This is a genomic window from Streptomyces sp. NPDC002588 (assembly GCF_040295925.1).
Classification (GTDB): domain Bacteria; phylum Actinomycetota; class Actinomycetes; order Streptomycetales; family Streptomycetaceae; genus Streptomyces.
Genome location: NZ_JBEOWF010000088.1, coordinates 1 through 12,937, shown reverse-complemented (window position 1 = coordinate 12,937; position 12,937 = coordinate 1). Strand labels below are relative to the sequence as shown.

At 69.1% G+C, this 12,937-nt stretch carries 11 protein-coding genes and 3 pseudogenes; 5 read left to right on the top strand and 9 right to left on the bottom strand.

Annotation, left to right across the window (positions count from 1 at the left end; all coding sequences use genetic code 11):
* Positions 1 to 149 precede the first annotated feature (149 nt).
* Both ABT057_RS48375 and ABT057_RS48370 read right to left on the bottom strand, forming a co-directional pair.
* Positions 150 to 656, bottom strand: coding sequence for a helix-turn-helix domain-containing protein (locus ABT057_RS48375; RefSeq protein ID WP_352351682.1), 507 nt, complete (start codon positions 654 to 656; stop codon positions 150 to 152).
* Positions 657 to 1,012: 356 nt separating this feature from the next.
* The gene (locus ABT057_RS48370; RefSeq protein WP_352351680.1) at positions 1,013 to 3,271 is read right to left on the bottom strand and encodes an ATP-binding protein; all 2,259 of its coding nucleotides are present in this window, start codon (positions 3,269 to 3,271) and stop codon (positions 1,013 to 1,015) included.
* Positions 3,272 to 3,485: 214 nt separating this feature from the next.
* On the opposite strand from ABT057_RS48370, the gene ABT057_RS48365 reads away from it, so the two are divergent.
* From ABT057_RS48365 to ABT057_RS48355, 3 genes and pseudogenes are all read left to right on the top strand, one after another.
* Positions 3,486 to 4,592 carry a hypothetical protein gene (locus ABT057_RS48365; RefSeq protein ID WP_352351678.1) on the top strand — a complete coding sequence of 369 codons (1,107 nt, stop codon included), beginning with the start codon at positions 3,486 to 3,488 and terminating at the stop codon, positions 4,590 to 4,592.
* Positions 4,593 to 4,821: 229 nt separating this feature from the next.
* Positions 4,822 to 5,001: pseudogene (locus tag ABT057_RS48360) on the top strand (YrrC family ATP-dependent DNA helicase); the annotation flags it as partial.
* 6 nt (positions 5,002 to 5,007) lie between these two features.
* A pseudogene (locus ABT057_RS48355) lies at positions 5,008 to 5,418 on the top strand (aldo/keto reductase); the annotation flags it as partial.
* Between the two features lie 23 nt (positions 5,419 to 5,441).
* Here the strand turns inward: ABT057_RS48355 and ABT057_RS48350 are convergent.
* The 5 genes and pseudogenes from ABT057_RS48350 to ABT057_RS48330 form a co-directional block, all read right to left on the bottom strand.
* Positions 5,442 to 5,870, bottom strand: a pseudogene (locus ABT057_RS48350) (sugar phosphate isomerase/epimerase family protein); the annotation flags it as partial.
* Between the two features lie 732 nt (positions 5,871 to 6,602).
* Positions 6,603 to 7,031, bottom strand: coding sequence for a DUF6069 family protein (locus ABT057_RS48345; protein WP_352351676.1), 429 nt, complete (start codon positions 7,029 to 7,031; stop codon positions 6,603 to 6,605).
* Positions 7,032 to 7,172: 141 nt separating this feature from the next.
* The gene (locus tag ABT057_RS48340) at positions 7,173 to 7,535 is read right to left on the bottom strand and encodes a DoxX family protein (protein WP_351464140.1); all 363 of its coding nucleotides are present in this window, start codon (positions 7,533 to 7,535) and stop codon (positions 7,173 to 7,175) included.
* Positions 7,536 to 7,671: 136 nt separating this feature from the next.
* Positions 7,672 to 8,715 carry a CE1758 family FMN-dependent luciferase-like monooxygenase gene (locus tag ABT057_RS48335; RefSeq protein ID WP_352351674.1) on the bottom strand — a complete coding sequence of 348 codons (1,044 nt, stop codon included), beginning with the start codon at positions 8,713 to 8,715 and terminating at the stop codon, positions 7,672 to 7,674.
* A gap of 97 nt (positions 8,716 to 8,812) precedes the next feature.
* Positions 8,813 to 9,295 carry a MarR family winged helix-turn-helix transcriptional regulator gene (locus ABT057_RS48330; protein ID WP_352351672.1) on the bottom strand — a complete coding sequence of 161 codons (483 nt, stop codon included), beginning with the start codon at positions 9,293 to 9,295 and terminating at the stop codon, positions 8,813 to 8,815.
* Between the two features lie 474 nt (positions 9,296 to 9,769).
* Between ABT057_RS48330 and ABT057_RS48325 the strand changes: the two genes are divergently transcribed.
* Both ABT057_RS48325 and ABT057_RS48320 read left to right on the top strand, forming a co-directional pair.
* Positions 9,770 to 10,732, top strand: a complete 963-nt coding sequence (locus ABT057_RS48325; protein ID WP_352351670.1) for a VOC family protein — start codon at positions 9,770 to 9,772, stop codon at positions 10,730 to 10,732.
* Between the two features lie 229 nt (positions 10,733 to 10,961).
* On the top strand, positions 10,962 to 11,330 hold the full coding sequence (locus tag ABT057_RS48320) for an OsmC family protein (protein WP_352351668.1): 369 nt from the start codon (positions 10,962 to 10,964) through the stop codon (positions 11,328 to 11,330).
* Here the strand turns inward: ABT057_RS48320 and ABT057_RS48315 are convergent.
* Together ABT057_RS48315 and ABT057_RS48310 are read right to left on the bottom strand one after the other, a co-directional pair.
* The gene (locus ABT057_RS48315) at positions 11,290 to 11,661 is read right to left on the bottom strand and encodes a hypothetical protein (RefSeq protein ID WP_352351666.1); all 372 of its coding nucleotides are present in this window, start codon (positions 11,659 to 11,661) and stop codon (positions 11,290 to 11,292) included. The two genes, ABT057_RS48320 and ABT057_RS48315, sit on opposite strands and share 41 nt — an antisense overlap.
* Before the next feature lie 472 nt (positions 11,662 to 12,133).
* The coding region (locus ABT057_RS48310) for a substrate-binding domain-containing protein (RefSeq protein ID WP_352351664.1) at positions 12,134 to 12,937 on the bottom strand (804 nt) is incomplete at its 5' end.

The window sequence follows — 12,937 nt, the reverse complement described above, 5'->3', positions numbered from 1 at the left end:
CCGCGAGGGGGATCGAGGCGGCGAGGACAGCGCCGACAAGCAGTCCTGCACGGCGTCTTGATGTCGAGAGAGGTCTCACTTGTTCTCCTCGTGTCGTGTCGGAACCGGGACCTGGTTCCGCCGCACCCGCCCTGAGGACGGGACGAATATCACCGGCCGGTAGCGGAATCGGCCGACGGCGGTCGGCTGAGACCCCGGACGGCCGTCGGGCCGCCGGCCGCGGTCATGGTTCGCCGGCGCGAATCGCCGTCAAGTGCCCGCATCGCGCGCCACTTGCCCATGTCCGCGAGGACCGCCATCGGCTGCGCCCGGTCAGGCTGGGGCTGTGCGCCGGTCACCGCGCCGCGGACGGTCACCTGGTGCCGGGAGCCGTCGCTCTGCTGCGCCCGGGACAGCTGCTCGGCAGTCGCCCACCAGCGCCGCTTCCACTCCCGGGGATCGGCACCGCACACCTCGGCGTACGCGAGGACCACGGCAAGGGTGGGCAGCTGGGTTCCGGCCGCGGCCCGGGAGAACGTCACCGCCGAGAAACCGGACCGGCGCGCCATCTCCCGGTAGGTGATACCGCCGGCCCTCTGCCGCAGCCCACGCAGCTCGTGGGCCAGAGACGTGACGGGCCCACCATCGGAATCCAATGGGCGTTCCGGTCGTCCCATTCCGCGTTCCTCTCCTGGCGGGAAAAAAGAAACAGCGCTTGTTTCCCTGCCGTAGAAATTCCTCGCATGCCGACCGGGGCGCATTGAATCCCGGACGGCTGTCATCCGTGGGGGGTGAATTCCGAAGGCGGCTTGTCTCGTCGGTGAGGCGATCAGGCAGACGATCCCCGACGTGCCGGCCAGTGAGCCGACAAGGCGGTGTCAGCCGAGGTGGTCGCCCCTCCAGCGGTCGGTGGGGCGCCGTCTTCGTGGCAGGAGCATCGCTGCGCGGCCGACGCCCGCGCTATGCGTAGTTCTACCGATGCCGGGGTCCCGGACAGTGGGTACTCGCCCCGGGGCGGTTGGGTATCGAGCCGCTAGTCGGTCGGTACCTGGGTCGTGGACCACCAGGCGGCGATCTGGGCGCGAGACCTGAAGCCGAGTTTGCCGAGGATGTTCTGCACGTGACGGTCGGCGGTGCGCGGCGACAGCCCGAGCCTGGAGCCGATCTGCCGGTTGGACATCCCCTTGGCGACCAGGTCCGCCACTTCGCGCTCCCGGGGGGTGAGCGGGCCTGTCCCGGCGGCCCATGTCGCCGGCCCATGGCCCAGGGCGTACTGGATGGCCCGGCCGGGGGTGTCGTGGCGGCCGCCCTCGGCGAGTTCCTGCGCATACGCCGCCGGGCCCAGGGCCTTGCGGGCCGCTTGCTCGCAGTGCTCGTGGTATTCGGCCATCTGCGGGCCGAACGCGGAGACGGACGTGCCGACATCGCGCCACAGGGCACTGGCAGCGCCCAGCAGCCGGGCCGCCTGCCCGTGATCACCGTCGGCGGCGGTGGCCCAGGCGAGCAGTTCCAGCATCCGCGCGGTCAGCGCGTAGTCGTTGAAGCCGCGCATGCTCTCCAGTGCGGACCGGGTCAGCGCCTTGGCCGCCTCCCGGTCGTCACGGGCCCAGGCGTTGTGGCCGAGTGCCATCAGTACCTGGGCGCGGCCCCACCGCTCCCCGCTCGCCTCGAACGCGGCGATCACCTGCCTGCCCGTCTCCGCTGCACGGGGGTCGCCGGCAAAGGCCTGGCCGCAGGCCAGCGCGTGCAGCCACGCGACCGCCCCGAGCTTGTCGCCCAGCGCCTTCGATGCAGTCATCGCGTCCTCGTACCGGGAGACGCTTTCCTCCGGCCGCCCCTGGCGGTACGCCGACAGGCCGCGGAAGCCGATCACCTGGGCGCCCATCCACCGGTCGTCCAACTGCTCGCTCAGTGCTGCCAGTTCGTCCAGCCACCGGTCAACCGCCGCTAGGTCGCCCTGTGCCTGCGCCACCCAGATGGCGATGGCGAGCGCCCGGCCTCGCTCCGGTGTGGGCTCGGTCGCCGCTGCCAGCGCCCGGTCGATTTGCCGGCGCCCTTCGCTGAGGAAACCGCCGACGCACCAGTGGAAGCTCAGCGCCGCGACCAGCGCGAGCCTGACCCGGGGGGCGGCGTCGCAGTCCAGGGCCGACAGCAGGTTGGGGTGCTCGGCGCGCAGCCGGCCCAGCGCCTCCACCTGGCCGGGGCCGTACCAGTCCTCGGCGATGCACCGGGCCAGGACGAGGAAGTAGTTGCGGTGCTGCAGCAGCAGACGCTCCTCCTCTCCGGAGGCGGCGAGCCGTTCGCGTCCGTACTCCCGGATGGTCTCCAGCAGCCGGTAGCGCGGCAGTCCCTCGGTTTCGGTGGTCAGGACGACGGACTGGCCGACCAGCCGGTCGAGCAGGTCCATCACCTCGCGCTCCTCGATACCGTCGCCCGCGCAGACGCCGTCGGCCGCCTCCAGATCGAACCCGCCGGCGAAGACCGACAGCCGGTTCCACAGCAGCCGCTCGGCCGGGGCGCACAGCTCGTAGCTCCAGTCGACCGTCCCACGGAGCGTGCGCTGATGCGGCAGCGCGGTCGGGGAGCCGCTGGTGAGCACCCCGAACCGGTCCTCCAGCCGGTCCGCCACCTGCTCCACCGTGAGGGTGCGCAACCGGGACGCGGCCAGCTCGATCGCCAGAGGCAGCCCGTCCAGATCGGCGCACAGCCGGGCGGCCTGGTCCCGGTTCGCCTCACCGACCTGGAACCCCGGCCGGACAGCCGCGCCCCGGTCCCGCAGCAGGGCCACCGCGTCGTCCGGGTGCAGGGGCTGGACGGTGAAGACGTGCTCGCCCGTCACCGCCAGCGTGTGGCGGCTCGTCGCCAGGATGTGCAGCTCGGGGGCGGCCGAGAGCAGGGTCTTCGCCAGCTCGGCGCAGGCGCCGGCCAGGTGCTCGCAGTTGTCCAGCACGATCAGCGCCCGCCGCTCGGCCAGATATCCCGCGAGCTGCTCCAAGACGGTCCGGGCACCCGGATCCGGCACCCCCAGCGCGGTCGCGGCCACCCCCGCCACCGCCGCCGGCTCCCGCACCGGGGCCAGGTCCACCAGCCACGCCCCGTGCGGGAAGGTCTTCGCCGAGACGGTGGCCGCCTCCAGCGCGAGCCTGGTCTTGCCGACCCCGCCCGCCCCGATGAGGGTCACCAACCGCGCCGTCAGCAGCAGGCGGCTGATCTCGCCGAGCTCGGCCTGCCTGCCGACGAAGCTGGTGAACGTCGCAGGCAGGTTCCCCGTGTGCATGGCGCTGCCGGGCATGGCCCCATCCTCCCACTCGGGGGAGCCTCACGCATCGGGGTTGCCGGAATTTGATTCACGACCGGAAGGGGTTGTGAATCAACCTGCGAGGCCTAAAAATCGCATTCCGATCCCGTTATGGAGATGCCCGGCACGTGCCGGCGGCATCCCTTGGCGCGCAGAGGGAAATGCGAATTCGGCCCCCTCATGCGCAGAAAAGACAAGGGCACGAATTATGCAGAGAAAGACTACCGCCAGATCGCTGCTGATCGGGGCCGTCCTGTCCACGTCGCTCGTCCTGGGCGCCATCCCGTCGTACGCGGACATGACCCCGCAGGCCGCGGGGATCAGCGACTCCGACTGGTCGCTGGTCGGGCAGGTCGGCGACTACAACAACGCGTACATGGAGTACGTGGACAACCAGGGCGAGGCCACGCTGGTGTTCACCGGAGGCCATGTCCCCGACCAGCTGCAGTGGCCGTCGGGCTTCACCGGGTTCTCCAACCCCAACCTCGTCCTGACCGGCGAGTACAGCCAGTTCCCCAGCAACAGCGACATCGACGCGACCATCGGCAACACCGTCGCGCAGATACAGGCGGCCGGCTACGGCGCGTCCGCGGCCTACGACCCGGACACCGACAAGGTGGACGTGACCACGGATGCCCCCTCGTCCGTCACCAACCCGCTCGTCTCCAGCTACGGCAGCAAGATCCACATTGTCGTGGGGGTCCCCGACATCAGTGAGACGGACTGGGCCTCCATCCAGGAGATCGCCGACTACAACGGCGCGTACACGGTGTTCCTGGACAGCCAGAACGAGCCCACGCTGGTCTTCACGGGAGGCCATGTCCCCTCCCAGCTGCAGTGGCCGTCGGACTTCCACGGGTTCCAGGACCGCAACCTCGTCCTCTACGGCGAGTACAGCCAGTTCGCCACCAACAGCGACGTCGACGCGACCATCAACAACACCTCCACGCAGCTGAGCAACGCCGGCTACACCGCCCTCTCGGCCTACAACCCGTACACCGACAAGGTGGACGTGACCACCAACGCCCCCTCGTCCGCCACCAACCCGCTCGTCGCCACCTACGGCAGCAAGATCAACATCATCGTCGGGACCGTCGAGCAGCAGTCGGCGGACGGTACTTCCACGGCTCCCGACTCCCTGAAGAAGCACCACTTCAAGAAGCACGCGCCCGCCAAGAAGCCGACCTCCAAGCAGCACCAGCCCGCCAAGAAGCCGGCGCCGAAGAAGCACGTGTCCCTCAAGCACTTCAAGAAGGCGTCCCCCGCGCCCGGAGAGGCGCACAAGTTCCGCTTCGCGATGCGCAAGCACCAGTAACGGGACCACTGGCGGCCCGCCCCGAGGAGTCAGGCAGACGCGCCCGGCCAGGAGTTCCCCGGCCGGGCCGTCGGCTGCCGCCGGGTACGGCATACGGTGTCCGGGTTCTCCACACCCGGTGCGGGGAGACCGCGGGCGATGTCGGTCCCCGCCGGTACCGTCGGATCATGGGCAATCAGGCGGGGCGGAGAACACCACGGGTGAACGGCGGCTCGCCGTCCTCGAAGGCGTGCTGGAGCGGATCACGTACGCCAACGAGGAGAACGGCTACACGGTCGCCCGGGTCGACACGGGAAGAGGGGCGGGGGACCTTCTCACCGTGGTCGGTGCGCTGCTCGGCGCCCAGGTCGGCGAGTCCCTGCGGTTGGAGGGCCGCTGGGGCTCACACCCGCAGTACGGCAAGCAGTTCTTCCCCGTCCTGGAGGAGCTCGGCATCGGTCTCGTCGCCTACTCCCCGCTCGCCCGCGGCTTCCTCAGTGGCGCCGTGCAGTCCCGCGAGCACTACGACGCGGGCGACTTCCGTCAGATGATTCCCTGGTGGGCCCCGGAGAACTTCGACCAGAACCTCTCCATCGGCAACGAGCTCACCAAGATCGCGGAGAGCAAGGACGTCACCCTGTCGCAGCTCGCCCTGGCATGGCTGCTCGCCAAGAAGGACTACATCGTCCCGATCCCCGGATCCCGCAGCCCCGAGCGCGTCGCGCAGAACATCACCGCCGCCGACCTCGGCGTCTACGGCGACGACCTGGGCGTGATGGTCGCGGCGCGCAACCTGCCGTCCGGGCGGCCCGCGTCGACTCCGCTCTCCTGCCTCAGTCGAGCGTGAGCCTTGGGTAGCGAACGCCCTGCTCAGCGGCCTGTAATGAAGGCTGCGTCGAAGGAGGCGGCGGGCGGCTCGATGGCCGTGAGGGCGCGCACCCGGGCGAGGGCGTCCGGGGCGCCGATGAGGCGGTCCATGCCGGCGTCCTCCCACTCGACCGAGAGGGGACCGGTGTAGCCAATGGAGTTGAGGGCGCGTACGCACGCTTCGAAGTCGATGTCGCCGTGTCCCAGTGAGACGAAGTCCCAGCCCCGCCGGGGGTCGGCCCAGGCCAGATGAGATCCCAGGCGCCCGTTACGGCCGTTGAGGTTTTTCTTCGCATCCTTGAAATCGACGTGGCAGATGCGGTCGCGGAAGTCCCAGGCAAAGCCGAGGTAATCCAGGTCCTGCCAGACGAAGTGGCTGGGGTCGAAGTTGATGCCGAAGGCGGGGCGGTGATCGATGGCTTCCAGAGCGCGCCCTCACGCATCGCCTGTCCCGGATCGGGGCGCTGCGCCCGCTCGCGGGCGATCTCACTCGGCTGGACCTGGTGCTCCACGCCATCGAGTTGCACCGGCAGCCTCGGGCCCGTGCCGCGAGTGACGGCCAGCTGCCGCCGGGCGGCGCGCTGCTGACCGCCACCCCGAGTGGTCAGATGACCTGCCAGGACAGGCGGCAGGTGGGTCCCGGTGCGGCACTCCGTGGCCCCATTGCCCCGCTGCGCCGGCCCATCCGCAGGCCGTCCGAGCGGCCATGATCGAAGCCCTATGGACGTCGCTTCCGATGACCTGTGTCCTGCCAGCGTCCCGAATCCAGTGTTCAGCCGCTCGCGCACGTCCACACAGCGACCTGCCCTGATAGCGAGCCGGCCCGCAGCACCTCGTCGCAGCTCATCCGGCCTACCCCTCACGCCAGCTGATCAACCCAGCTACCGCAACGAGACAGTCACCACGCGGACACGGCACTCTCACCGACCTCACTCAACAAGAAACGCACCCTCGAGCCGATTGCGGCAGCAGGCGATGAGGTCTTCGAGGGCGGCACGGTGCTCGCGGTAGTGAGCGCAACGGATCCACACCCCCGCCACCTCCAGAACATCGAAGACGGAAGCACGCGGGTTCGTACATTCTCGGAGCTGAACAGCGAGGAACCCGTACACCAAGCACGGTGAACGTGACTTGGCGTACGGGGCTTGCCTGGGTCGGCGGGTATCAGGATGACGCAGTCCGGCTGTTGCCGAGGCGCGGTAGGACGATGAGCAGGACGGTCGCCGCCGCGATCAGGTGAAGGACTTCGAGGGCCGCGATGGTCAGGCCCTGGTGGGCGGAGGTGAGGGGCCCTGCCGCCATCACGACGATGGCGAGCGCCACGAGCAGGACGAAGGTCCGCCCGGGCCGTGCGGTCCGCCGGGCGATGACCAGGGCGATACCGCCTCCGACCAGGGTCATCAGGAGGGTCATGATGCCGGCCATCGGCGCGTTCACCGTGCTCTGGCTGCCGGACATGGTGACGGTGTAGTCGGCTCCCGCCATGTCGAAGAGGAAGTAGGCCACGAGGACAGCGACCGCCGCGGCGATGGCTGCCGGCAGGACGGTGCGGACGAAAGCGGCCAGGGGGCGGGAGGAGACAGCGGAGGACATACGGACTTCTTTCCGGAAGGTCGGACGACGGGCGTCGTGGGGAGGTCGGGTGTATCGCGGGCGCGATAGACGTGCCGTGTGATGTGGCGTGGGGCAGCCACCCGGCGACTTGGATGCGTGGGCGGTCCCGCGCCCGCGGCTCTACAGGGCGGCGAAGCCGAGGACGGCGGCAGTGAGGGTGAGCACGGCCAGTACCGCCGGCGCGGCCGGGGATTCCTTGCGGCGGGTGTGGACCTTGACGGCACCGAGCATGACCAGCGCGAGGCAGATGCCGGCGATCGGGCTGAGGACGGTCGCGGTGTCGGTCAGGGCGGGCAGGATCAGACCGAGTGCACCGAGCACCTCGGCCAGGCCGATGAGCTTGATGGGCCCGGCGGAGAAGTCGTCCACCCAGGGCATGTTGGCCTCTTTGAGGGCGGCGCGGTCTCGGGCGAGCTTCATGCCGCCTGCGGCGAGGAAGACGAGCGTGCCGAGGCCCGCGACTATCCAGAAGGCGATGGTCATGGCGTAGTTCTCCGTGAGGTCGGATGCGGACAGAGAGAGGGGACTGGGGTGCCCCACGCCACTGCGGAGGGGGCGACCCGCGCACAGCGTTTGCGCAGGGGGAGGCGAGGGGGTGGCGCGGCGGGAATGCCGCGGCTCAGGCGGCTGTGCGCGTCTTTCCGGCTGCCGGAGGTGTGGGCATCTCGCGGCGCAGGACGGGGAGAATGTCGGAGCCGAACAAGTCGAGCTGTTCGTGGATGGTCTTCTCCGGGACGCCGCCGAAGTCCAGGCCGAACAGTTGGCGCTGGTAGGGGCCGAAGTAGTCGGGGAAGGAGAGGACCTTCTCGATGACCTGCTGCGGGCTGCCGACAGTGAGCCCGGTCTCCCTCGTGACCTGGTCGAAGTCGCCGGAGTGGAAGCGGCTGCCCGCACGGAAGTAGGGCATGTACTCGGCGACGGCGTCCTGACTGTTCCTGCGGACGAAGGCGCCACCTCCGGCGCCGACGATCGCGCCGACGGCGGGGCCGTGGCCATGGTGTTCGAAGCGGGCGCGGTAGTAATCGACGAAGTCCTTGAAGTACTCCATGGTCATGAACAGGTTGTTCACGAAGAAGCCGTCGCCGTAGTACGCGGCCTGCTCGGCGATCTCGGGCGAGCGGATCGAGCCGTGCCAGACAAACGGCGGGGCGCCGTTCAGCGGCCGGGGCATGGAGGTGAAGCCCCGCAGCGGGGCCCGGAACCTCCCCTCCCAGTCGATGACATCCTCGTCCCACAGCCGGCGCAGCAGAGCGTAGTTCTCTATGGCCAGGGGGATGCCCTGGCGGATGTCCTGGCCGAACCACGGATAGACCTCGGGGGTGTTCCCGCGGCCGAGCATGATGTCGACCCGGTCGCCCGCGAGGTGCTGCAGGGTGGCGAACTCCTCCGCGATCCGCACCGGGTCGGTCGTGGTGATCAGGGTCGTCGACGTCGACAGAGTGATGTTCGTCGTCTGCGCGGCGATGGAGGCCAGGATCGCGGCGCCCGCGCTGGAGATGAAGGGCGGGTTGTGGTGCTCGCCGATCGCATAGACGTCGAAGCCGACCTCGTCGGCGTGCCGCGCGATGCGGACGATGCCCCGGATCCTCTCGGTCTCGCTGACCGTCTTCCCCGTGACCGGGTGAGGGGAGAGGTCCCCGACGCCGAAAATTCCGAACTCCATGACGCGACCTTCCGGGCGGGCACACCCGCCAAGTAGTTGATACGTGTACAACCTAACCCGGAGGTAGTACACGCGTCAACTACACGCCCGAGGGGTATCAGGCGTCGGCCGCCCCCTCGGCCCGACCTGCGGCGGTCACATGCCGGATGAGGCTGGCGGAGATGTCGATCAGCGCCTCCTGCTGCTCTGCGGTCAGTGCGTCGAGGAAGTACTTCCTCACGTGCGCGCGGTGCAGCGGCGCCGCCGACCGGATCGCCGCACGCCCGGCATCGGTGACCGCGACCACGGAACCGCGTCCGTCACCGCGATACCCCTCGCGGGACACCAGACCCCGCTTCTCCATGCGCACCGCGTGGTTCGACAGCCGGCTCTTCTCCCAGCTGATGGCCGCGGCAAGGTCCGTGGGGCGCATCCTCCCCTCCGGCGCCTCGGTCAGCGCGACCAGCACCGTGTAGTCCTGCGGGGACAGATCCGTCTCGCGCGCAAGATCTCGCTCCACCTGCTCGCGTACCAGCCGCTGCGCATCCAGCAGACCTCGCCACGCCTGACTCTCTCGCGCATTCCAGTGCTCCGTGCTCACCGCGCCATCCTACCCTGATTAGTTCATGCGTGAACTAATCAGGGTGCGGCCAGGACCTGTCCAGTGGGGGCATGCACCTGCGCCCCTACGCGCACGAACGGAACACGACACAGAAGTCCGGCTCGACCGCACTGAGCGCCGGATCACCGCGCGCGCCAACCCAACCCCCATCTCAAGCCGCCACACCTCGACAGCCGCTCCAACCTTCGATCCAGGGGCATCGCCGCCGAGCAGAAACGCAGGTCGAGGCGATCAAGGCGAGGAGTGGGACCGGGGGGCCCAGCGCCCGGCTTCACCTACAGATAGTTGACACGTATACCAACTCGCTCTAGGTTGTTCACGCATCAACTATTCGCTGGTGCGTCGCTCGGAGCGGGCTCGTCATGGAATTCGGGTTCTTGCCGGTTGCGCACCACAGCACGGGGCGACACCCACCGACGACACTGCAGCCCCCCACCCTCAGGAGCACCTCTCATGACCATTTCCTTCACACGCCGCACCGTGATAGCAGGGGCGCTGGTGGTAGGCGCATCCCTCACGGCCACCAGCCTGGCGCTGGCGTCGCCCGAGACCGGTCCCAGCACGAATGAGACCGCCCCCACCGCTGACGCGGGTACCACCAGGCTGCAGTGGGGGGCGGTCGCCCTGACCGCCCGGCAGTACCCCGCGATGAAGGAATTCGCCCAGAAAGCCCTCGGCCTGAACCTGGTGAACAGCTCGGAGGAGTTCTCCGTCTTCACGACGCCCAACGGCAACCTGTTCGAGCTCTATGGACCGAAGGCCCCCCAGTACCCCTGGCGCACAAGCCCCACCTCGACAGCGATCGGCTTTGATTCCACCAACCTGAACACCGCCGAGAAGGCGCTGCAGGCCAACGGCGCCAAGTGGGCCTCCACCGTCCAGGTGGTTCCCGGCGCCGGAGCCGGCGGCAGCGACTACCGCTTCCGGCTCTTCCGCGCCCCCGACAACCGCGTCTACGCCATCGCTCAAAGCGGCACCGACCCCCGGAAACCGGTGAGCAATGAGGACACCGGATCCGCAGGGATCAACAAGCTGCAATGGGGCGCTGTCGCCTTGACCGCCGAGCAGTACCCCGCGATGAAGACGCTCGCCGCGAAGGGCCTGGGCCTCACCCCCCTCAACGAAGCGAAGCAGTTCTCCGTCTTCGGAACAGAAAACGGCAACCTGTTCGAGCTCTACGGACCGAAGGCCCCCCAGTACCCCTGGCGCACCAGCCCCACCTCCATCGCCTTCGGCTTCAACACCACGAATCTGGACAAGGCCATGACCCAGCTCCAGAACAACGGCGCCGAGTGGGTCTCCACCGTCCAGGTGGTCCCCGGCGCCGGAGCCGGCGGCAGCGACTACCGCTTCCGGCTCTTCCGTGCCCCCGACAACCGCGTCTACGCCATCTCCCAGAGCAACGCCACCAGCTGACTCCCTCCCCCTGCCGGGTGACCGACGTTCGCGTCGGCCACCCGGCAACATCACGACAGGCACCAGCAGCACGGCCTGGGCGCTCGCCAAGGTCGCCTGCCTGCAGCCGGCCGCCGGCGCAGCACCTGCCGAAAGGGCCGGGTAACCGCCGATGACTTCGTCCTCCTCCACAACCACCGCCGGGCAGTCTGCTACGCGAGCGGCGTCAGGGCCGCCACGCCGCACCGGCTTGCTGATCACTGTGCTGGCCGCTCTGACCGCGGCTCAGGCCGCCAACCTGCGGATCCCGTTAGACTCCCTGGAGGTGGAGGTCCAGGCCGACCACGAACCGCGCGCCGGGCGGCCCGGCTTCGATGAGGTGGCGATCCACCCGCGCAACATCTCCTACACCGTGCGCATCACATCACCCGCCGGCGAGGCCCGTATCCGCGCACTGCACGAGACGGTCGAGCGCAAGTGCCCGATCTACAGCCTCCTGGACAACCCGCAGTCGGTCACCGGCCGTGTCGTCCTGACCAGCAGCCCCCGCCGAGCAGGGGTCAGGAAGCCCGGAGCACCTAGGCGGCGCTGGTCGTGGCCGACCGCACATCGGGCTTGATGCCAAGTGCCTCGGCGACGAGCGCGTGGGAGTGACGGCGGGCTTCCGGGTCGGGGCTGATGCTCTGGAGCATGACTTCGGTCGCGCCGGTCTGCTCGATCATCTGCAGGAGCTGGTCGCGTACGGTTTCCGGGCTGCCGGCGACCTGGCGGGGCCACCGCCCGCCCACGATCCGGGACGGTTCGTCCTTCTGCGCCGTGGTGAGCATGCGAGAGGCTTCGTCGACGGACACGATGTCGGGGATCCGTCCGGAGCGGCCCGCGTAGGCGAAGACGGCACGCATCGGCCAGGTCATGCGGTGGGCCTCTTCGTCGGTGTCGGCGGCGAACACGCTGACGCTGAGTATCGCCTGGAGTCTCGGAGCCGTAGTTGGGTGGGGACGAACACCTTGCGGCACGCCTGCAGTGCGGGCACCGAGCCTGCCGGGTTGAGGAATCCGGCGAAGGCGAGGGGCCCGGCCCAGGCACCGGCCGAGCGGGCAAGGAGCTGATCGAGGCAACGCGCGCGCCGCTTGGACCGACCGATGAGGTGGCCAAGGCCGCCGTAGGGCCGTCCTCTGCGAACAGCCCTATAAAGGCGACGGTGTTGAACTCGTGAGTCGCCTGCTGAGACGTTTCCTCAGGTACAGGCGTGCGTGGCGGGGCGGGTGGGACTCGAACCAACGGTCGGCGGATCATGAGTCCTTTTAGGATCTTGGTGGTCCTTGCCGATCAACGCTCATCCATGACGTCTTTGCCGGTCAGAGTGAGTGAGAGGTGTTCGTACTCCTCAGCCCTTGTCAGTCTGTTCCTGTCCTTGTGGCCTCAGACCTTCTTCTGCTTCTTCGCGGGTTTGGCGGTGCTGCTGCGCACGGTGAGCGTGGTGGCGATCTCCACGCCGATCTGTGCCGGCCTCTCTCCGCGGCCGAGAGAGAGCGCGAGCTCAGTGGCCGCCGCCGCCATCTCCGTCAGCGGCTGGTGAACCGTCGTCAGCGGCGGGTCCACCCACGCCACGACAGGGAGGTCGTCGAAACCCACGACGCTGAGGCCGCCGGGAATGGTGAGTCCCACTTCGCGGGCAGCCTGGTAGACACCCAGTGCCTGCAGGTCGTTCGAGGCGAAGATGGCAGTGGGCCGCTCGCTCCGCATCAGCAGCTCACGCGCGGCTTCGCTGCCGCCTTCCCTGGTCAGCGGTGCGATGACCACCAGGTCGGGGTCGGCGGGCAGGCCCGCCGCGTCCAGGGCGGATGTGTAGCCGGCCTGCCGTGCGCGGAAACAGGAGACCTCCCGGGGGCCACTGATCATCGCGATGCGGCGGTGCCCGAGGTCGATCAGGTGCCGGGTCGCCGACTGGCCGCCACGCCAGTTGGTGGCGCCGACGAAGGGCACGCCGTCGGGGGGCTCCTCCGTCGGGTCGAAGACGACGAAGGGGATGCCCTTGGCGCTGAGTTGCTCGCGCTCCTCGTCGGACAGCTGGGCCACGGACAGCACGCAGTGCGGGCGGCGGCCCACCATGTCCTCCACGGTCCGGGTAGGTGCGTCATGGAGCCCGAACTCGGAGACCATCACGCCGACCCGGTTCTTGCTGGCCGCTCGCTCGACGCCACGGATGATCTCGACCGCCCACAG

What these genes read in the sequence shown, in the direction of transcription:
- ABT057_RS48375 (WP_352351682.1), bottom strand. Translation starts at nt 656, where the DNA reads ATGGGACGACCGGAACGCCCATTGGATTCCGATGGTGGGCCCGTCACG.
- ABT057_RS48370 (WP_352351680.1), bottom strand. Translation starts at nt 3,271, where the DNA reads ATGCCCGGCAGCGCCATGCACACGGGGAACCTGCCTGCGACGTTCACC.
- ABT057_RS48365 (WP_352351678.1), top strand. Translation starts at nt 3,486, where the DNA reads ATGCAGAGAAAGACTACCGCCAGATCGCTGCTGATCGGGGCCGTCCTG.
- ABT057_RS48345 (WP_352351676.1), bottom strand. Translation starts at nt 7,031, where the DNA reads ATGTCCTCCGCTGTCTCCTCCCGCCCCCTGGCCGCTTTCGTCCGCACC.
- ABT057_RS48340 (WP_351464140.1), bottom strand. Translation starts at nt 7,535, where the DNA reads ATGACCATCGCCTTCTGGATAGTCGCGGGCCTCGGCACGCTCGTCTTC.
- ABT057_RS48335 (WP_352351674.1), bottom strand. Translation starts at nt 8,715, where the DNA reads ATGGAGTTCGGAATTTTCGGCGTCGGGGACCTCTCCCCTCACCCGGTC.
- ABT057_RS48325 (WP_352351670.1), top strand. Translation starts at nt 9,770, where the DNA reads ATGACCATTTCCTTCACACGCCGCACCGTGATAGCAGGGGCGCTGGTG.